The sequence below is a fragment of the Saccharothrix ecbatanensis genome (assembly GCF_014205015.1).
Classification (GTDB): Bacteria; Actinomycetota; Actinomycetes; order Mycobacteriales; family Pseudonocardiaceae; genus Actinosynnema; species Actinosynnema ecbatanense.
In genome coordinates this window covers 857582-877663 of record NZ_JACHMO010000001.1, presented here as the reverse complement: position 1 = coordinate 877663, position 20082 = coordinate 857582, and the positions used below count along the sequence as shown (strand labels likewise).

Below are 20082 nucleotides of genomic sequence, written 5' to 3'. Positions count from 1 at the left end.
ACCCGTAGGCGGCGTCCCCTGGGCACCGCCTACGGACTTTTCCCTTGCGGTTAAGCGTTCAGGTGGTCCGTCGAACGAGCGGTGACTGGATCCGACCGGTCATCACAACACCGTGCCCTCGGTGACGTACATGCCGATCGCCCGTCCGGTGAAGCCGGTGGCGACCTCGGTGGACAGGTAGCGGCCGTCGAGCTCGGCCAGCAGCTCGCTGTCGACGTGGAAGCCGACGAGGTCCGGTGCGCCCGTGTCGTCCGTGCGGGTGGTGATTGCCAGGGTCAGCGGGCCGGGTGGCACGGGTCGTTCGGCCACGCGCCGGCGCAGTGGTCCGATCCGGGCGATCACGGCGACGTGCCGTGGCGTGCAGCGTGAGCCACCCCGGCCGGTCGGCCAGCGACCACGAGTCGACGAGACGCGCGTAAGGGGAGATCCACCGCGGTGCGAGGTCCGCGGTGTCGAAGTCGTCACGCGGCGGGTCCGGCTCGACGGGGTGCCACACGGCGGGTGCGCGTTCGGTGAGGTTGACGGGTCCGACGCGGGGCCAGCCGTCGACCCACTTCACGGGTGTGAGGCGGCTCGGGTGCCGGCCGGTGGGCTGACCGAGGCAGAAAACCCGACCCCCGTTCCGCCTGTCGCAGACCGGGGGTCGGGAGGCCGTTTCAGGGAGTTCACCGCAGTGCGGTGAAGAACGTCCGGATGTCGTCCACCACGATCTCCGGGACCTCGAGTGCGGCGAAGTGGCCGCCCTTCTCGAAACGGCTCCAGTGCACGATGTCGGAGTTGTCCCGTTCCGCGAACACCTTGATGGTCTGGAAGTCGTCGGCGAACACGGCCACGCCGGTCGGGGCGGCGTTCACCGGGGCGGGCTCGTCGGCGGGGACGGCGGCGTTGTCGAAGTAGGACCGGGCCATGCCCGCGGCGGCGTTCGCGAACCAGTTGACGGACACCTCGGTGAGGATGGTCTCCAGCGGCACCAGGGACGTGCCGTTGCCGAAGGAGTTGAACAGCTCGCTGTAGGCGAGCATCCCGATCGGCGAGTCGCTGAGCCCGGCCGCGACCGTCTGCGGCCTGCTGGCGTTCATGGTGTTGTAGCCGCCGACCTTCTGGAACCACCGCATGTGCTCCAGACCGGCGTAGTCCCGCGGTTCGAGTCGTTCGAACTCCGCGGGGTCGCCCGACGGGAAGGAGAACAGCTGCAGCACGTGCAACCCCAGGAAACCCTCCGGGGCGAGGATGCCGAGTTCGCGGGCGACCATCGCGCCGTGGTCGGAGCCGTGCACGCCGTAGCGCTCGTAACCGAGCCTGCGCATGAGGGTGTCGTAGGCGCGGGCCACGCGGGCGGTGGTCCAGCCCGATTCGGTGACCGGGTTGGAGAAGCCGAAGCCTGGTGCGTCCGGCACGACGACGTGGAACGCGTCCTCGGCGCGCCCGCCGTGGGCGACGGGGTCGGTGAGCCTGCCGATCATGTCGAGGTAGTCGACCGACGAGCCGGGGTAGGTGTGCGCGAGCAGCAGCGGCGTCGCGCCCTCGTGCGGCGACTCGACGTGGATGAAGTGGATCGGCTGGTTCTCGATCTCGGTGATGAAGTGCGCGTGGGCGTTGATGCGCTCCTCGGCGGCACGCCAGTCGAACGCGCGCCACGCCGTCACGGCCTCACGCAGGTAGTGGTTGGGGGTGCCGTGCTCCCAGGTGTCGCCCGGCGCCGGCTGCGGCAGGCGGGTGCGGTCGAGGCGACCGGTCAGGTCGTCCAGCTCGGCCTGCGTGACCTCGATGCGGAAGGGGCGGATCTCCGTGTTCGTCATGACACAGACGTTAAAGTGCATATAGGAAAGGCCCGTTCCTATAAGACGGAGGATGTCGCAGTGACCGCGGACACATCGGCACGGCTCCTCGCGCTCCTGGCGCTGCTCCAGTCACGCCCGTCGTGGAGCGGCACCGAACTCGCCGACCGGCTGGGCGTCACGACCCGCACCATCCGCAACGACGTGGAACGCCTGCGCACGCTCGACTATCCCGTCGACGCCACCCGCGGCGCAGCGGGCGGCTACCGGCTCGGAGCGGGCGGCAAGCTCCCCCCGCTGCTCCTGGACGACGAGGAGGCGGTGGCCGTGGCGATCGGGTTGCGCGCCGGCCGCGGCATCGCCGGGCTCGAGACCTCCAGCGCCCGCGCGCTGGCCAAGCTCGAACAGGTCCTGCCACCACGCCTGCGGCCGACGGTGGAGGCGCTTGCCTCGGTCGTCGACCACGCGCCGGAGAACACCGACACCGACGCCCCGGACCCCGAGGTCGACCCCGCCGTGCTGCGCACCATCGCGACCGCGATCCACGACGTCGAGTGGTTCCGCTTCGACTACCGCGACACCTCGCTGCTCGTCGAGCCCTACCGCCTGCTCGCCTGGAAGCGACGCTGGTACCTCGTCGCCCGCGACCCGTCCAGTGGCGAGTGGGACGTCTACCGGGCGGACTGGATCACGCCACGCATGCGCACCCACCGCCGGTTCGCCCCCACCACCCTCCCCGACGAGGACTACACCAGCTTCACCATGCGCCGTGTCGCGTTCAGCGGCTGGCAGGTCCACGCACGCCTGCGGGTCGACGCCCCGGCGCAGGCCGTCCTCGACCGGATCCACCCCGCCGTCGGCGTGGTCGAGACGGTCACCGACACCACCTCGGTCCTCGTCACCGGCGCCGACTCGCTCGACACGATCACCGCCTACATCGGCATGCTGGGCATGGACTTCACCGTCGAGTCACCCAACGAGCTCAGGCCACTGCTGCGCACCCTCGCGGAACGCTACGCCCGCGCCTGAACCATGGAAGGTTGTGCGAGCCCCCGAGAAGGTGCAAGGAGCCCCGCCCACAGGCTCAGGGAATGGTTCCCAGCGATGACCCACCTCTTCGCAGTCTCCCTGTGACCGCAGGCCGGCTGATCCGGCAGTGAGTCAAGCGGGTGAATCGAAGTCGACTTGCCCTGTTCCCCGGCACCGCTCCCACACGCTCCGTTACGTTGGCCGACAAGCCGAAAGGGGGGCTGATATGACCGGGGACGGGTTCTCCGTCGAGGTGGACGAACTGCGACGGGTGGCCACCGACAAGCTGCCGATGGCCATCACCGACCTGGAGGTGGCCGGCGGCTACGTGGGCGACACGCTCTCGATGTCGGCCAACGCCTTCGCGTCCGGCTCGGACGTGACGGACGTGCTGAACGGCGTGACGACGGCCTGGACCGAGGTCTTCGCCCAGGTCTTCCGCGACATCAAGGACAACCGCGACAACCTCGACCTTGCCCGGCAAGCCGTGCTGGAGATCGTGGAGCGCTACCGCTACGCCGACGGGCAGGTGTGAACCATGGGCAGGCTCATCCCGGCCAACTCGACGTGGCACGACCGCGTGATGATCTACGCCGAGTACTTCGCCGAGATCACGACCACGATCACCTGGGGCCAGGTCACGCCGCTGACCCAGCGCGTGCACGACGGCTTCCTGCCGTTCACCGCCGGTGACGACGAGGCCGCCGACCTGATGCGCCAGTCGTTCGAGGACGCCTCCATGCAAGTCGGATCGCACGCCCCGCAGTCGCTGAGCAGCGCCGCGACCGACATCGCCGACTGGCACGGCACGGCCGCGGACAACTTCGAGGCCTACCTCAACAACATGCACGCCGCCGTCCTGCGCCAAGGTGAGGCGCTGGAAGCCGTCGCCATCGTGATGAAGGCCTACCAAGCGCTGCTCCTCGCCGTGCGATCGGACCTGCTCGACCTCGTGGGGCAGGCTGACGGTGGCCTCGCCGCCGCGGCGGAGGACGACGAGATGCAGGGCTGGAAGGTCGGCAGCGCGGTGGTCGGCGTGTTCTCGAGCACCGTGGGCGGCGCCATCACCAAAGGCGGTCTCGTGGGCGCCGCCCTGGGCTTCCTGTCCGGCATCGGCAGCGTGATCATCGAACTCGGCGACGGCGGCGAGAACGAGGGCGACGTCATGCAGCGCCTGGCGGATGGGCTGGAAGGTCTGCGGCGCCTCTACGAGGAGCAACTCGCGGCGCTCGAACAGGGTTTGCGGAACATCCTCGACGAATTGCTGAACAAGCCGCACCTCCCGGACGTCAACCCGGAGCCGCCCACCATCGCGACCCGGGCGAATTTCGACCCGCGCGAGTTCAACCTGGGCTCCGACCAGGGCGAGGAGATCAACAAGAAGGTCGACACCGGCCCTCTGGTCCCGGACGACGGCATCGGCAAGACGGGCGCGGGCGTGGGTAAGGGCCGATGACCAACATGGACCCGGAGGCGATCAACGCCAGGGCGGCAGCACTGCAAGAGGCCACCGGCGAGCGCCTGAGCCGCATGAAGCGCCGCAACGAAGCCATGCTGCAAGCCCAGTCGCGGATGAAGAACATCACCGCCACGGCGACATCGCCGGACAACGCCGTGCAGGCCACCGTCGACTCCGGGGGCATGCTCGTCGACCTTCGGATCTCCCCGACCGCCAAAGGCGACATCGCCCGACTCGTGGTCGACGCCGTGCAACGGGCAGCCGCGCAGGTCCGCTCCGAAACCCACCGCCTGCACGAGGAACTACGGGCGGAAGGGGTACTCCGCGACATTCCGCTCCTGCCGACTGCACCCACGCCCCAGCCGACACCCTCCGGCCCGGTGCCGTCCCGCCCCGCGCCGTCCCGTCCCAAGCCCGCGAGCCGGGACGATGACGACGACGAGCCGCGAGCCGTGCTGCGCGACGAGGGCTGGTAGCGATCAGCCGCCGACCAGTGTCGACGGAGGGGTCCTGCTCCGCGTTCGCGAAAGCCGACAACCCCGCCGGGAAACCAGTGCGCCGCTTTCCGGCCCGATAGGGCGAGCTCACCGCGCACCGCGAAGACCTCATGGCCGACTGGGTGCGCGGTGTGAACCGGCTGCGTGACCTGCTCACCAGTGTGTGCTGTCGGCCGCTTCGAGATGTGCTGCGGCTTTCGTGTGGTTGCCCAACTGCCGGTGTGCCTCGGCCAGGCCGTGGTGGGCTCGGACGAGTTCGTGCCGGTGCCCGATCCTCTTGGCGAGTTCAAGCGCCTGTTCGTGGTGATCGAGCGCTTCAGCTGCCGTGACGATGGCGCCGAAATCGTTGAGTGCGCTGACTTCGAGGCTGGTGTTTCGGCCGACGCGGGCGAAGTGCAGGGCGCGCTGGAGATAGCGGGCGGCTTCGTCGGTCCTGCGGAGTCCTACGTAGGTCCGTCCCAGCGCCGCGAATATCCGTCCCGAGAGGCCACCGTCACCGATTTCCCTGATGATCCGGCCGCTTTCTCGCAGGTGCTGAAGAGCTTCCTGGTGATCACCGCATGAGCTGTGGTGTTCGCCGAGACCGCACAAGGCGATTCCTTCGAGGTGCGTGTGGCCGGCGCGCCGGGCGGCGGCGAGTGCGAGCTCGTGCTGCTTGCGCGCGCTGGACCGCCGGCCGGACCTGTCGTGGACTGAAGCGAGTCCGTCGCGCACCGCACTTTCGAGGAGGTCGGATCGGTGGTCTTGCGCGCTGGACAGGGCTTGCCGGAGATGTTCGGCAGCTTCGTCCGCACGGCCCAGCCGGAACAACGTCCAGCCCACGGCATGGTGCGCGATCCCCCGGGCCAAACTGCCGGGATCGGTGAACGCCAGCGCATTGCTGTGCAGCACCAGCGCGTCTTCGTAGTGCGCTGCGACGTCGAGGTAGCGGTAGAGGACCGCGGCAAGCCACACGGCATGCCGCTCGAGACCGAACGCCGCGGCGTGGGCTCCCATGGCCAGCAGGGCCGGCCGTTCGGTGTCCAGCCAGGCGCGCGCCTGCAGGTAACCAGCGAAGCCCGGTGTCGCGCACCCCGGCGCCGGCTCGGGTGGACGCCGGTAGGGCTCGTGCACGGCGAACAAGTCCATCGCCGCGGAAGCCGTGTGCAGGTAGTGGTCGAAAAGCCGATCGAGGGCTGCCTTCCGATCGCACGGGTTGTCGACCGTGCCGGCGAGTTCGCGGGCGTAAAGCCGTACGAGGTCGTGCATCCGGAAACGCCCCGGTGGCGATTCCAAGCGCATCGGCCGGGCGCCCATCGAGCTGGAGCGCTTCGACCAGTTGCGCGGCGGCGCGTTCATCGAGCATCGCCTCGTCGGACAGTTCGGCCAGCACGTCGGCGTGATGTCCGGTCCGGAGACGGAGGTCGTTGCGTTCCAGCGCGGCCGCGTAGCGCTGCCGGCGGTCCAGATCGGCGCGGACGGAGTCGCTCCAGGGTGAATCGAACTCGCCGAGCGCCCCTCCGCGCCACAGCGCCACCCCGCGTTGCCGCTTGATGGTGACGTCATCGATGCCGCGAAACGCCGTGCGCAACCGTGACAGGTAACTGTAGAGCGCATCGTTCGGGCGGCGCGGAAGCCTCGCACCCCACACCCGGTCAGCCAGCCGGTCGATCGGCACCACCTGACCGACATCGATGAGCAACACCGCCAGTATGTCGCGCTGACGGGCGTGCCCGACATCGATCGGCACACCATCGACCATCACTTCGACAGTGCCCAGTAACCGGAACTCGACCACGCCGCCCCACCCCCACCCACCTCTCTACCCGACCTTGTGGCCGCCTACAAGGTTCACCGAAGGCTTCCCCATGGTGTCTCGCCGACCGTGATCAGGCACAACTCCCGAGAGAGGACAGCGAGCACCATGGCATTCAGATCGTCAGCGGGACCATTGCCGTGGACACGCAAGTCAGGGCTCCTGACGGGGCGCACCGCGAAGCCAGTCCGCTGATCCCACTACAAACTCAAACTATGAGGTGACCCTTATATGAGTATCCTTTCCAGGATGACGCTCGGCCTCCTGTCGGCGATGTTACTGGTCGGCGTTAATTACGTTCCCGCTTCAGCTACCGAGGTGGCTCACCCCGCGGACTCAGTGACAGTTCAGGAGGTCTGCAACAGGTGTAACGGATTCAGGTACCAGGACCCTCGCACGAAGGCGGTGTACCTGGTAATTGACGGTCTACGGCACCACGTCCCCGATACCGCGACTTACTTCAACCTGTGGGCAGGGTGGGACGGGCTGCGCACTGACGGCAATGGCATCTCGGTCGGGCAACCGCTGCTCAGCGGGTCCTACCTCGCGAAGGAAATCGAAACAGGTAAAGTGTACCTGGTCGGCCGCACCAAGCGTCATATTTACACGATGGAAATTTTCCATCAATACGCGTTCGATGTCGCCCGAATCCGCAACGTGAGCCGGGCGAGCCTTCCTCCTCAGGGTGACAACCTCCCTGGACGACCATCCTGACCCGAATCCGCGAGTAGCGCGGCGGCAGAGGCTGTAGATGGCGATAGGTGCCGCTCTGGCCTGGGATGATGTTGGTTGCGACGCCACATTCATCTCAGGGCAGAGGGCACCTATCTGTCTTATGGGCAGGATACGCAACAGACGCGGGATCGTCGGCAGGTGCGGGTCGGCCCGCCGAATCCGGGGGTTGACGCAGGCGTCGGGGATGGCCGTGGTCACCGAACAGTGCCCTGGTTCCACACCGTGCCCGCGATGAACAGTGGCCCACCCGAACGCTCATGGTCCGCGATCAGCGCGTCGATCCGGTCCTCGCGCCACTGCGGCGGGCGATGAGGTTGTCACGGAACTCGACGAGGCAGTCGCGTTGGACGGGGTCGGGCCAGAACCTGGGCATCGGATGCAGGCTTCTCTGAACTAGAGCGGTGTCAGAACGGGGGGTCGGTGGAGAAAGTGCCCGTCGAGACAGGCACGACCGGCTCGGACTTGCGCTGCTGGAGGACTGCCACAGCCTCCTTGATCCGGCCGAGGTCGATGAGGTGGCCGGCCAAAGAGTCACAGTTGGCGGGGGCGTGTGCTTCCAGGACTGCGACAGCCTCCTCGGCACGACCAGCCTCGGCGAGAAGGTCGGAGATGGTCCAGTCCGCGTACCAGGTGTCGCCCTCGGGGTGCACCCGCGCCTGCTCGATCGCTTCATCGAGCAAGCCGCAGTCGGCCATGAGCCGAAGGCGCATCCTGAAAAAGTCCCACTCCTCCTCGCCGTCACGGCGCGCCTTCAGGGTGTCGAGGTAGGCCAAGCCGTCCCGGGCACGGCCATGGTCGGCGTACAAGGTGCACAGCGTGTCGACGATCCAGTCCTCCGCGCCACCGGGAGAGTCCGCGAGCACGCGCATCACCTCGATCGCCTCGTCGCACCGGCCATGCCGGGCCAGGAGCTGCGCCAACTGGACCGCACCGCGACACTGACGGACCGGTGAGTCACCCGGCTGCCGGTACACAGCGATCGCGCCTTCCACGTCACCGCGCTCCTCCAACACCTCGGCCAGGCGCTGCGCGGCGTGCCCGTGGTACTCGGACGCCGCGTACTCACGCAGTTCCTCGATCCGGTCATGCCTCGCCAGAAGGTCGGCCAACTGGTCGCGGTTGTTCACGGAGGTGATCTGCTGCCGGGTGTGCAGCAAGGCGATCGCTTCGTCGATGCGGCCCTGGCGCTCGCGGATCGCGGCAACCAGGCCGATTACCATGTCCGGGTCGAGGCCGCGGCAGCACCAAGGACCGTCGCACCGGTGCTGGGCCGGAATCCGCGCGGACAGCAGCGCCGCGATGTCTTCTTCCCGGCCCGACCCCTCGACGACCTCTGCCAGAGCGGTGGCGAGGAACCAGCCCTCGATTCCGGCGCTCAGCACCACGACCGCCTCGTCCCGGCGTCCGTGCCGGGCCAGCAGCCGCCCGAAGAACTCCAGCGGAAGCCCTACGACCTCGGCGTACGGCCGGGCCAGCGCGATCGCCTCCTCGGCCCGCCCCCAGCTCTCCAACAGTTCCGCCTGGGCGCGGGCGGCCGGCCACCAGCCCGTGGCGACGTACGGAGCGAGCACCTCCAACGCCTCGGCCTGCCGCCCTTGGACACCGAGCAGCCGTGCCCACTCACGCGCGCAGAACCACTCCCCACGGCCGGCCTGGAACTCCACTTCCTTCCCGTGGCCGAGCTCGAGAAGCCGGGAGACCAGTTGCGGAGGAATGCAGCCGGACAAGGTCCGGGCCTGGTAGTCGAGATCAGCCGCATTCATGACGGTGCACCCTAGCGGCCACCCCCGACATCGGCTTGCGGCCTCCGGTGGGGATGGTCAAGACCTTGGACAAGGCCCCGGCCGGGACGTCGGCCCTCCGGCTCAGCCCTCGCCCGCGACGACCAGTGTGAAAGGCTCCACACCGTCCCAATCGTGGCATGAAGTCCGACCAGTCGACTCCACGAAGCTCGGGGCACATCAGAGCCTCCACCAAAGCCGGGCCGGTTCAGGTTGCCCACGGCGAGCAACCGGAACGGTGTGGAGGGGCCCATCGCGCGGGCCCCTCCACACCGGGGAATGGGATCAGAACGACGTCATTCGTGGGTACGGCCGGTGTGCCGCGGTGACACCTTCCACGCGCGGGTGATGGTTTGGTCGATGGTGTTGCCTGCCGCGTCGGTCGCCTTGACCCGCAGTGCCACGAACTCGGCGTCCTTGGGGGCCCGGAGGCGGAACTCGGCGCCTTCGTCCTTTCTCGTGTGCTCGACGCCCGCGGGCTGCCAGGTGGCGCCGTCGTCGTGGCTCACCCACGCCTCGACCTTGAACGGACCACTCGGGCCGGTGTAACCGGGTTGGTACCCGGGGGTGAACGTCGCGGTGTACGACTTCCCGGCGGTCACCGCGTTGGTGAGGTCGACACCGACGTCGTACCGCAGGTCGACGACGGGCAGGATCTCTATGGCACCCCCGGCGCCGTCGAACGCGACGTCGACGTCCCACGCCGTGTGGACCGCGGTCATGAAGGCGCGGACGTCCTGCTCGACATCTCTCTCGAACCGGTACCGGCCGGCGCCCATCGGCGTCTCGCAGCCGAGTTGGGTCAGATCAGGCCCATCGCACACCACCTTGCCGTCGTGGACGACGCGCGCCGCGTCCCGGGTGTTGGGCCACCCGAAGACCTGCCCGTTCGGTGCCACGTACAGCTCACCGCCCGCGGGCCACAGCACCACCCTGCCTGCGCTGTCGACCGTGGCCGTCATGACCGGGTAGTCGACCGGGCCCTGCGCCACGGGAACCGATCCGTAGTCCTCGGTGATCCGGGCGCCGCCGACGTGCTTGCGCGGGCTGTCCTCGTAGACGGTCCGGCCGCTCTCGACGTGGAACCGGTAGCGGTGCAGCGGGCCGATACCCGACGGCGTCGACGGAGTGTGGTACTCGACGCGGGTGTGCGGCGTGGCGAACTTCGTCGCGTTGTAGGCGAAGGCGTGCCGCTGGGAGCCGTCGTGGTTCCCGGCGATGCCGACCGAGCCCGGCACATCGCTGTGGTAGCGGGCGTTGACCGTCTCCAGGTCCCGGTGCCGCACGTCCGGATCGGGGAGCCTCAGTTTGCCGAACTCGTACTTGAGGTCGTAGGTGTACGGGGTGACCGGCTGACCGTCGGCCCGCACCGAGACCGACCCGCGTCGCACCGCTTCGGTGAGCTCCCGGCCCTCGTCGACCGGCAGCGTCGCGATCGGGATCGTCGCGGGAGCGACCTGCAACCGCAGGTGCGTGCCCGGGTAGGCGGCGGCGACCAGCACGCCCGCGGCTCCGGCCGCCGCCGCGTCGGCGGCCACCTTGTCCACGCGCGGCCCGCCCAGGGGCCAGGTCCCGAACTCGCCCCACTCCTCCTTCACCAGCACCAGCTTGCCGTGCACCCGTGCCGCGGCGAGTTCGGCGGGGCTGCCGGCGCCCGCGTCCACGACCTGGTAGTCCTTGGCGGAGCTGAACGGCGGATGGCACCGGACGAGATTTCCGCAGCTGTGCTCGTCGACGCTCTCGTTGGGATACCACGCGTGCAAGGCCGGCACGCGCTTGCCCGACGCTCGCATGGTCAGCGGCGGGGCCACCAGGTGGGAACTGAAGTGGATGTAGAACGTCCCGGTCGTGGCGGTGGAATCCTCCGGCACGAGGTAGATCTCCTCGGCATTGGATCGGACCCTGATGGTGGGATGGCTGATCGCACCGTCCTCGTGGTGGACCGTCACCTGCCGCACCGCCAGGACCACGTGACCGTTGTGACCGAGCGGTTCGGCCTGCTTCTCGGTCCGGTACTCGAGTTTCTCGGCCGTGCGGGCGTCGACGACGATCTCACGGTCCCGGTCGAGGACCAGTTCCGCGGCACCACCGATGGTGTCGGACAACACGAAGTACGGCGCCTCCGCCGTGTAGGTGCAGACGTTCGCCAGCACGCCGTACCGGCCCGCGGGCAGCAGCGGGTCGGGGCCGCCATAGCGCGAGGTGTGGGCGCGGCCGTCCACCCACCAGCCCTTGATCTGCTCGCCGGTGTCCAGGTTCATGATGTTCACCAGCGAACAGGTTGAGGTGTTCGCCGGGCTGCCCGTCCGGTCGACACCCCTGAGGGTGAGACGGTGCCTCTGGATCTCCTTGGTCCAGCCGACGGTGGTGCGGGCGAGCACCGAGTCGCCGGACCGTGCTTCGAGCCAGCCGAAGTAGGGTGCGCTGTCGAGCGCCTCGATGTCGACGGTGACGCGGACCGTGGCGGCGCCACCGGCCGGGATGTCCACTGTGGACGGCTCGATGGTGACCGCGCCGTCCGGCGGGCTGTGCGCCTCGTTGCCGGACAGGCCCTTGCGCAGGTTCAGCGCCAGGTCGGCGTGGACGGGCTCGGCGGAGACGTTCCGGAACGTCACGGTCCCGCTCGTCGCCGCGTACGGCGGCTCGATGGCGCCGAGGTTGAGCGTGCCGGTGGCGACCACCCTGGTCGTCGTGACGCCGGCCAGGTCGACCATGCCGGCGCCCTGCTCGGTCACTCCCTCGGCGAGGTTGGGGTCGGCCGTGCTGACCAGTGCGTCCTTGAGCTGTTCCGCGGTCCAGCCCGGGTGCTGCTGGGCGAGGATGGCGGCCGCGCCCGCGACGTGCGGGCTCGCCATCGACGTGCCCTGCAGGGACACGTACCCGCCACCGGTCTTCGCCGCGACGATGCCCGTGCCGGGTGCGGTGATCTCCGGCTTCACGGCGCGGTCGAGGATGCGCGGGCCCCTGGAGGAGTACCCCGCGACGAAGTGCGGCGCCGTCTTGTCGACCGCGCCGACGGTGAGCGCGCGGTCGGCCGTGCCAGGGCTGGTGACCGTCTCGTGAGCGTGGTCGTTACCCGCGGCGATGACGAAAAGCGCGCCGGTGTCCTCGGTGATCCGGTTCACGGCCTGGGACATCGGGTCGGTGCCGTCGGTGGGACCGGCGCCGAGGCTCATGTTGATCACCTTGGCGCCCTGCGCGGCGGCCCACTCCATGCCGGCGATCACCTCGGAGTCGAGTCCGTCCCCGGCGTTGTCGAGCACCTTGCCGACCACGAGTCGGGCGCCCGGTGCGACGCCCTTGTGCGTGCCGTCGGACGCGGCGCCCGAACCCAGTGCGATGGAGGCGACGTGCGTGCCGTGCCCGTGTCCGTCCGCCACCTCCTCCCCCGCGACGAAGCTCTGGCTCACCGCGATCCGGCCCGCGAAGTCCGGGTGTGCGGCGTCGATGCCGGTGTCCAGCACCGCGACCTTGACGCCCGTGCCGTCGAGACCCGCCTGCCAGGCCTGCGGCGCGCCGATCGCGGGCACGCTGACGTCCAGCGACGCCCGCACCTTGCCGTCGAGCCACACCTTCCGCGCGGGTGCGTCCGGCCTGGTCAGGTCCGCCCAGGCGGCGGTCGCCTGCTTCTTGTCCACCTTGAGCGTCGCGGCGTCGATCGCGGTCAGCGTGCGGGTCCGCTTCGCGCCCGCGGGCACCGCCGCCGTCCCGGCCGCTGTCCGCTGCCCGGCCTCGGCGGGCGGGTAGGTGGCGATCACCGGCAGCTCGGCCACGCTCGCGTCGTCGTAGCCGAACTCGGCGAGCTTGGTCAGGTTGAACAGCTCCCGGTCCAGCCTGCCCTCCCCGACCAGCCGCACGGCCGTGACGGGCATCGCGTACAGGTCGTCCTCGACCTGGTCGAACCGGATGTCGTCCTGCTCGCCGGCGTCGAAGACCACCTCGCCCTGCCGGCGGCCGTCGGCGGCCGTGTCTAGGCGGACCTGGTCGCCGGACAGCAGGGTGAACGTGGGCCCGGGGACGAACTCGGCGGCCTCCGCGCGCGGAGTCTGCGCGGGCGGCGGAGGTGGCGCGGCCGACGAGGGCGGGGCGGCAGAGGCGTGGCCCGCCTCGGCCAGCAGCACAACACCCGCGAGCAGCAGCGCCACGGATGACCGTCTACGACGCATCAGGGTTCCTTCCAGGGGCAGGGGTGTCACCGGGGGACGGGACGTCACAGCGGTAGCCACTCGTCGGAGTCGTCGGCGTCGGCCGGGTTCTCGGCCACCTGATCCGGCGGCGTCCGTGAGTCCCGGTCGGTGGCGTTGTCGGGGTCGGTGTCACCCACCGGGAAGGTCGTCTCGTCCATGGCGACACCTTGCGTGCCGCGGTCGCCGCCCAGCTATGGCAAGAACGCACCATCTTTGCCCGGGTCGTCCACCAGCAGCCGCACCAGCTCGGTTCGCGATCGCGCGTTCAGCTTCCGCATCACGGCCGCCATGTGCTTGCCGACCGTGTTCGGGGACACGAACAGCGCCTCCGCGATCTCCCGGTTGGTCCGCCCGTCCACGGCCAGTTCGGCCACCTGCCGCTCCCTCGGGGACAGCTCGGCGCCGTAGCCGCGACGACCGCTGCGGTGGCGGGCGGGCAGTGACACCCCGTGCGCACGGGCCAGCGCAGCGGCGCGGCCGGCGTCCCACGAGGCCCCGAGTCGTTCGTACACCGCGACGGCCGCACGAAGTGATGTGACGCCGCGCTCGTCCCCGGCCCCCAGCCACGCCACCGCCGCCGCCTCGTGCGCCCGGCCCGCCTCGTGGCCCGCCGACACCCGCTCGAACTCCGCCGCCGCGGTCGCCAGTTCCTCCGGACGGCCGTCCAGCACCCCCCGCGTGTACGCCAGCACCGCTCCGGCCAGCGGGGCGTCCAGCCCGTGCAACGCGTCGGCGGTCCGGTCGGCGAGCCGCCGCGCCGCCACCTGCTCGCCTCCGGCCACCAGTACGTCGACGGCGGCGGGCACCGCCCAGCAGGCGGGCGCCCACACCCCCTTCGCGTCGAGCACGGCCAGCAGCGTCCGCACGCCGGTGAGCGCACCGGCCAGGTCCCCGCGGGCCAGTGCGGCGCGAGCCCACGTCGCGGCCGCGGCGGGCACCACCTCGTAAGCACCGATCTCGACGGCGAACTCGGTCACCCGGCGCGAGGTGGCTGCCGCGCGGTCGAGGTCGCCGCGAGCGAGGGCGAGCCCGCTCGCGACCACCTCCAGGTCCATCCGGGTGGTGGCGTAGTCGGCGGCGTCGGCCAGGATCTCCTCGACGGCGGCGGCCAAGCCGTCCCAGCGCCCCGTGCAGTAGCGCGTGAGCGCGAGCCCCGCGCGGATCATGACCGCCAGCCTGCGGTTCTGCTGCGCCGCGTCGGCGCGCATCGCGGCGTCGAGCATCGTCTCCGCGGTCGGCAGGTGACCCGTGTAGCAGGCGGCGACCCCCAGCGAGTAGTAGGCGTTCGCCTCCCGCCGCTGCCGGGGAGCACCGCCGGTCAGCTCCTCCACCCGCCCGGCGATGGCACGCCACGCGTTGTCGCCGTTCTCCATCAGGATGGCGCCTGCCTTGCCGAGGACGAAGACCGCGAGCAACCGGTCGTCGATGCCGTCGGTCAGCGCCACCGCGTCGGTCAGCCAGCGCAGCGCCTCCGCCACCGACACCTCGGGCGGGACCGTGACGCCGAGGCCCACCATGGCCCACGCACGCAGGTCCGGCCGGTGCGGCAGGTCCGGCAGCGCAGCCAGGAACAGGCGGCGCTGCGCCGCCGGGTCCTCCCCCGACTGCCCGAGGATCACCGCGAGCAGGAACCGGAGCTCACCGCGGAGCGCGGCGGGGACATCGAGGTCGATGGCGGCACGCAGCGGCTCGGTGACCTCGCGTGCGTGGAGTGTGTCGAGTGCCGCCCAGCCGAGTGCGACCGCGAGCGCCGCACGCCGCTCCGGCGGCAGTTCCGCGTTCTGGAGCACGGCGGCGAGCAGGCGAACCGCCTCGTCCTCGTCCCCGAGCGCGGCCGCCTGGGCGGCCGCTCGTTCCGCGGCCGAGGCCCATTCCGCCGGCCGGTGCGCGTGCCGCAGGTGGTGGGCCACCTGCCCGAGCGGCGTCGGCGTGACCGCCTCCAGCACCTCGGCGGCACGCCCGTGCAGGGCCATCCGGCGCGCCGGGTTGAGGTGCTCGTAGACCGCCTGTGCGGCCAGCGCGTGCCGGAACCCGAACCCGCCGCCCGCTTCGGCGAGGACGCCCCGGTCGACCGCCTCGACCAGCGCCTCGACCGAGTCGGTGAGTCCGGTCATCGCCGCCAGTACCGGTTGCGTCACCGGCGTTCGCACCACCGAGACCACTTCCACCAGCCGCTGCGCGACCTCGGACAACCGGGCCACCCGCGCCAGGGTCGAGTCGCGGATGCCACGGGGAACCTCGAGCTGGTCCAGCGCCCGCCTGGCCCACCGGTCACCGCGCCGGACCACCAGACCACGTTCGCGGACCAGCGCGAGCACCTCCTCGACCGCGAACGGCAGCCCCGAGGTGCGCTCCCACAGGTACCGGGCGAACTCGTCCGACACCCGGTCCAACCCGAGGATCGCGGCGGCGAGGCTGCCGGTCCGCGTCGCGTCCAGTGCGGTGAGCGGGACATGGGCGAGTGCCGTGCCCGTCGGTGGCCGCGCCGTCAACGCCCGCAGAGCCGCGCCCGCCTCCTCACCCCGGTAGGTGAGCACCACCGCGAGACCGGCGGGCACGCCGTCGAGCAGGTAGGTCAGGAAGTCGCCGGTCTGCTCGTCCATCCAGTGCAGGTCCTCCAGCACCAGAACCGCCGGCGACACCGCCCCCAGCACCTCGGCCAGCCCTCGGAACACCCGGTGCCGCTGGGCCACCGCGTCGTCCAGCGACACCGGCATCGGCGGCAACCACGGCGCCAGCTCCGGCAGCAGCGGCCTCAGCGCACCGGCCACACTGGACAGCCGGGATCCGCTCAGCCCGTCACCGATCCCCCCGACCGCCTCGACGAACGGCCCGAGTGGAAACGACTCGCGAATCGGGTGGCACCGTCCAACGAGGACCCTGCGGCCCCGGACAGCCGGACCACGCAACAGCTCGGCCACCAGCCTGCTCTTGCCGACTCCGGCCTCCCCCTCGACCGACACCACCGCGGACAGGGCCAAGACCGTCTCCGACAGCACCGCCAGCTCCGCCGTCCTGCCCACCATGGCAGGCGCGATCACACGCCGGCCCGTCTCACCTGGTGCGATATCACCACCCACAGCCCGGATCCTGCTGCCCGGAACGACCGGGGTCAAGGACGCAGGTCAAGGACGCAGGTCAAGGACGCAGGCGAAACACCACAGCTGTTACCGGCGTTCGAGCGCAGCACCAACGGCGACGTCGACCTCATCCCCTCGGCCCGGAGCCACGGCTACTTCGCGCCTTCGCGCCTTCGCGGCCGACCGGTGGGGACGGGCAGCGCTGCTCCGGAAGATCGGTGACGTCACCTTCGAGCTCGGCGACACCGACGGCCCGACAACACGCCGCTACCCGCTTTGGACGGCGTGGTCTCGACCGACATCGACTCCAACCGCGAACTCCAGCACCAGGTCGTCTCCGCCGGCGGAACCGTCTGCCTCCGCGACATCCAGCAATAACGAAGCTGCTGTATTCCCAATTCCTTCGAACTCGGATCACCCAGTATCAGAAGTGTGTGCTATTCCGTCGCTGCCGCACCATGTCGGTGGCGCTACCAGCCGGTCCAGCGCCATTCGTCCAGGTGTGGCCAGGATTCGGGGAGCATCGCGGCGAGCGTGCCGCCGAACGCGATCGTTCCTTCGTGAGAGGCGAAGGCGATCCAGTCGAGGGTGTCGTCGGTCCACACGCCCTCGGCACCGGTGTAGCGGGGTGAGAGCAGGTCGACATCCAGAACGTACCCGGCCCCGTACTCGCGCAGCTCCACCGCGCGGGCCCGGCCCATGCCGTGTAGCACCTCACGGACCAAGCCGACTCCGGGACCGTCCCACATGGACTCTTCGCGAAGCACCAACACCTGCTCCGGCACCGGGTCGTCGAGCATGGGGTACCACGACAACGTACGCAGGCCCCACCGCGACTCCAGCCGTCGACGCCACTCCGAGGATTCCTCCGGGCGTAGCACACGCCTGTACGGCAACGGGTCCACCGCGAGGTCCGTAGTCGACATCCAGGTGTGGACGGTGGCACTGAACCGCCGACGTTCCAACTCCATCGCTTCCGCCTCGACCCGGCTCATCGGCGGCTCGGTGAGCGGTGACCGCGCGGTCTCCGCCGCATCCACCAGAGCGGCGGCAAGGGGCCCAGGGGCAGGAAGGTGATCGGGGTCGAGTCGCTCGACTTCCTCCAACATCGCTGCCACCACGTTGTACCGGGGATAGAGGCGCTTCGCCTCGACGCTGTAGCGGTACCCGTCCCACGCCCGCCCCTGATTGGGCAGCGCGGCATACCTGTCGGTCAACTCGTCATACCTGTCCATCAGGTGCCGACGGGCCATCGCGTGCAGCTCCCAGGACTCCATCCATGGATTATGAGGGAGGCAACCGAATCCGAGCGCCTCATATCCACCTTGGCCGGAGGGACGGTTCAGAACGCCGTGCGTGTGTCGCTTCGTGGGTCACCGCGCACGACATGGGGTTCGTAGAGCCCTGCACGCGCGATGCGGCGCCACGGCCGTGCGAACCGGATGGCCACGTCGATGTCGTTGTCCGGGGCGTCGCGATCAAGCTCTGCGACGGTGAGACCGGGCTTTCCATCGCTGCTACAGCGTCCGATCCATCGTCCGCCGGGTCCGACGAGGCCGGCTGGAGCCGTCGCGCTGAACTGCGCCGGGACGGAGTAGCCGACCCAGTAGTTGTAGAGCGCGCCGTACGCCTGCGCCACGACCGACCTCGGTGCATCGTCGACCATCACCGATGCCAGAACGCAGTCGACATCAAGTCTTTCGTACTCGGCGAACAGCTCGGGGAAGTTGACCTCGATGCAGAGCACGCAACCGAACCGGAAGCCGTCGACCTCGAAGACCAACGGCGCCACTCCCGGCGTGTACATGTAACTGATCTCGCTGTGCGACAGGTACCGCTTGTCGTAGCGCCCGACCAACTCGCCTCGATCGGAGACCACGTACAGGCTGTTGTGCGGGCGGTTCGCCCCGGACAGCCGGTGGATCGAACCGAACGCCGTCCAGATCCCAAGCTCACCCGCGAGGTCCGCGACGGCCTCCGCTTCTTCCCGCATCACGTCCCACGCGGCACGTGACCAGTCCGCCTCGCGCAACTCCTCGCGTCCACCCCCGGACACCGCGTACTTGTCGGGGTACGTGATCGCGCCCTCCGGGAACTGCACAAGCCGAGCTCCTGCGGCACTCGCCTCCCTCATCAGATCGCGGATCTCCACCCCACTCGCACGAAGAGCGTCCCGATCCGACGGGTCCTCGGGCACCGTGCTCTGCGCGACCGCCAAACGCAAGGTCTGACTCATATGACCATCTTCCTCATCCGGCCCGGAATCCACGATGGCACTTGCCCAGGTAGCGGATGTTTCACGGCTGTCGAGGCGCGAGACCGTTGAGCAGCGTGTCGACCAGCGAGCCGGCGAACTCGTCGGAGCTCGGCCGTTTCTCGGTCACGTCTGTGAAGTGGCCGAGGAACGCGCGTTCGAGGCACGCGCGCGCAACCCGGCGTCGCTCGCGGGCGGCCCGCCGAACCTGACCGTGCTGCGCGCGGACCTGATGGACCCGACCGCGATCGGCCCTGCCATCGCAGGCCAGGACGCGATCGTCACCGCGATGCGGGAACGCGGCACGCGACGGCTCGTCGTGGTCAGCAACAGCGGCATGCACGTCGACGAGGCGGACGGGCCGGTGACCAGGTTCGCGGTCAAGCCGATCCTCGGCAGGGTGCTCAAGCACTCCTTCGCGGACATGCGCCGGATGGAGGACCTGGTGCGCGCGAGCGGACTGGACTGGACGATCGTCCGCCCGCCGATGCTCACCGACGGCCCGCGCACCGGCACGTACCGCGCCGAGATCGACCGCAACGTGCGCGGCGGGAACCGGGTGTCGCGCGCCGACCTCGCCGATCAACTCCTGCGCTGCCTCGCCGACGAACGCACCGTGCGCGCGGCCGTCGCCGTCGCCAACTGACCAACGGAACGGAAGAGCACCAACATGAGCATCTTCACCAGGAAGCGCGTCGTCGTCGGGGTGTGCCTGCTGTTGGCCGCCGCGCTGGGTGCCACCGGCACCGCCGGATACCTCGCCTTCGTGCGTTCACCGGACAACGCACCGGCCGAGGCCTGCGGTGGGACACCCGGCGCTCGCCCCGTCGTGGTCAACGCCGGGGCGAGCATGACCCAGGGCACACTCGGCGGCGACTGGGTCGGCGCATTGCGCGACAGACCGGAATTCGCGGAGTACGAGTTCGTCAACGCGGGCATCAACGGCGACACCAGCGCCGACCTGCTCGCCCGCGTCGACACCGACGTCATGGCGTGCCGCCCGGCGGCGGTGACGATCCTGGTCGGCAGCAACGACGTCCGCAACGGCACACCACCGGACCAGTACCGCGACAACCTCACCGCGATCGTCGACCGGATCAAGGCCCGGACGACCGCCCGGATCTCACTGATGTCGTTGCCACCGCTCGGAGAGGACCTGAACACCGACATCAACCGCACGCTGTCCGGGTACAACGCCGCGATCAAGGAGACGGCCGCGCGGGCCGGAGTGGACTACGTGCCGGTGCACGAACGAATGGTCGACATCCTCGCCCGGCACGACAACCGCCGACCGTACGACTTCAGCTTCGTGCTGGCACTCACCGCGGCGACCCGGCACTACGTGCTCGGGCAAAGTTGGGACGACGTCGCCCGCAGCGGAGGCCGTGAACTCCTCATCGACGACATCCACCTCAGCGACCGCGGAGCCGCGCAGCTCACCGAACTCGCGGCGAACTGGCTGACCACAGCCCTCAAGCCCTAGCCGA

16 protein-coding genes and 2 pseudogenes are annotated in these 20082 nt (G+C 69.8%); 7 read left to right on the top strand and 11 right to left on the bottom strand.

Features of this window, described 5'->3' with window-relative positions; all coding sequences use genetic code 11:
• Positions 1 to 102: 102 nt before the first annotated feature.
• The 3 genes and pseudogenes from F4560_RS44015 to F4560_RS04010 form a co-directional block, all read right to left on the bottom strand.
• Positions 103 to 342, bottom strand: coding sequence for a beta-xylosidase family glycoside hydrolase (locus tag F4560_RS44015; RefSeq protein WP_246477716.1), 240 nt, complete (start codon positions 340 to 342; stop codon positions 103 to 105).
• A gap of 52 nt (positions 343 to 394) precedes the next feature.
• Positions 395 to 496, bottom strand: a pseudogene (locus tag F4560_RS46475) (hypothetical protein); the annotation flags it as partial.
• 169 nt (positions 497 to 665) lie between these two features.
• Positions 666 to 1799, bottom strand: coding sequence for an epoxide hydrolase family protein (locus F4560_RS04010; protein WP_184916372.1), 1134 nt, complete (start codon positions 1797 to 1799; stop codon positions 666 to 668).
• A gap of 60 nt (positions 1800 to 1859) precedes the next feature.
• Here F4560_RS04010 and F4560_RS04005 point away from each other — a divergent pair, with 60 nt between their 5' ends.
• The 4 genes from F4560_RS04005 to F4560_RS03990 all read left to right on the top strand — a co-directional run bounded on the left by F4560_RS04005 (position 1860) and on the right by F4560_RS03990 (position 4742).
• Positions 1860 to 2807, top strand: a complete 948-nt coding sequence (locus F4560_RS04005; protein WP_184916368.1) for a helix-turn-helix transcriptional regulator — start codon at positions 1860 to 1862, stop codon at positions 2805 to 2807.
• Between the two features lie 226 nt (positions 2808 to 3033).
• Positions 3034 to 3342 (top strand): hypothetical protein, encoded by a 309-nt coding sequence (locus tag F4560_RS04000; RefSeq protein WP_184916366.1) that lies wholly within the window; start codon positions 3034 to 3036, stop codon positions 3340 to 3342.
• A gap of 3 nt (positions 3343 to 3345) precedes the next feature.
• Positions 3346 to 4263 (top strand): hypothetical protein, encoded by a 918-nt coding sequence (locus tag F4560_RS03995; RefSeq protein WP_184916363.1) that lies wholly within the window; start codon positions 3346 to 3348, stop codon positions 4261 to 4263.
• A complete protein-coding gene (locus tag F4560_RS03990; RefSeq protein WP_184916361.1) occupies positions 4260 to 4742 on the top strand; it encodes a YbaB/EbfC family nucleoid-associated protein in 483 nt (160 codons plus the stop codon). Before F4560_RS03995 ends, F4560_RS03990 begins: the two co-directional genes overlap by 4 nt.
• 174 nt (positions 4743 to 4916) lie before the next feature.
• Here F4560_RS03990 and F4560_RS44010 read toward each other — a convergent pair whose 3' ends face one another.
• A complete protein-coding gene (locus tag F4560_RS44010) occupies positions 4917 to 5759 on the bottom strand; it encodes a tetratricopeptide repeat protein (RefSeq protein WP_376775414.1) in 843 nt (280 codons plus the stop codon).
• Between the two features lie 334 nt (positions 5760 to 6093).
• Positions 6094 to 6504 (bottom strand): annotated as a pseudogene (locus F4560_RS46470) (AfsR/SARP family transcriptional regulator); the annotation flags it as partial.
• Between the two features lie 303 nt (positions 6505 to 6807).
• Here F4560_RS46470 and F4560_RS03975 point away from each other — a divergent pair.
• Complete coding sequence (locus tag F4560_RS03975; protein ID WP_184916356.1) at positions 6808 to 7272, top strand: hypothetical protein; 465 nt, start codon at positions 6808 to 6810, stop codon at positions 7270 to 7272.
• A 425-nt stretch (positions 7273 to 7697) separates the two neighbouring features.
• On the opposite strand, the gene F4560_RS03970 is transcribed toward F4560_RS03975, so the two are convergent.
• From F4560_RS03970 to F4560_RS03950, 6 genes are all read right to left on the bottom strand, one after another.
• Complete coding sequence (locus F4560_RS03970; RefSeq protein ID WP_184916354.1) at positions 7698 to 9056, bottom strand: tetratricopeptide repeat protein; 1359 nt, start codon at positions 9054 to 9056, stop codon at positions 7698 to 7700.
• A gap of 314 nt (positions 9057 to 9370) precedes the next feature.
• A complete protein-coding gene (locus tag F4560_RS03965) occupies positions 9371 to 13240 on the bottom strand; it encodes a S8 family serine peptidase (RefSeq protein ID WP_184916353.1) in 3870 nt (1289 codons plus the stop codon).
• Positions 13241 to 13284: 44 nt separating this feature from the next.
• Positions 13285 to 13419 carry a hypothetical protein gene (locus tag F4560_RS45385; protein ID WP_281391872.1) on the bottom strand — a complete coding sequence of 45 codons (135 nt, stop codon included), beginning with the start codon at positions 13417 to 13419 and terminating at the stop codon, positions 13285 to 13287.
• Positions 13420 to 13452: 33 nt separating this feature from the next.
• Entirely contained in the window at positions 13453 to 16287 is a 2835-nt protein-coding gene (locus F4560_RS03960; RefSeq protein WP_184916351.1) for a helix-turn-helix transcriptional regulator, read from the bottom strand.
• Between the two features lie 524 nt (positions 16288 to 16811).
• Complete coding sequence (locus F4560_RS03955; RefSeq protein ID WP_184916349.1) at positions 16812 to 17618, bottom strand: hypothetical protein; 807 nt, start codon at positions 17616 to 17618, stop codon at positions 16812 to 16814.
• Between the two features lie 65 nt (positions 17619 to 17683).
• Positions 17684 to 18577 (bottom strand): carbon-nitrogen hydrolase family protein, encoded by an 894-nt coding sequence (locus F4560_RS03950; RefSeq protein WP_246477715.1) that lies wholly within the window; start codon positions 18575 to 18577, stop codon positions 17684 to 17686.
• Positions 18578 to 18734: 157 nt separating this feature from the next.
• On the opposite strand from F4560_RS03950, the gene F4560_RS03945 reads away from it, so the two are divergent.
• Entirely contained in the window at positions 18735 to 19241 is a 507-nt protein-coding gene (locus F4560_RS03945) for an NAD(P)-dependent oxidoreductase (protein WP_312868382.1), read from the top strand.
• Positions 19242 to 19265: 24 nt separating this feature from the next.
• A complete protein-coding gene (locus tag F4560_RS03940) occupies positions 19266 to 20078 on the top strand; it encodes an SGNH/GDSL hydrolase family protein (RefSeq protein ID WP_184916345.1) in 813 nt (270 codons plus the stop codon).
• The last annotated feature ends 4 nt before the right edge of the window (positions 20079 to 20082 follow it).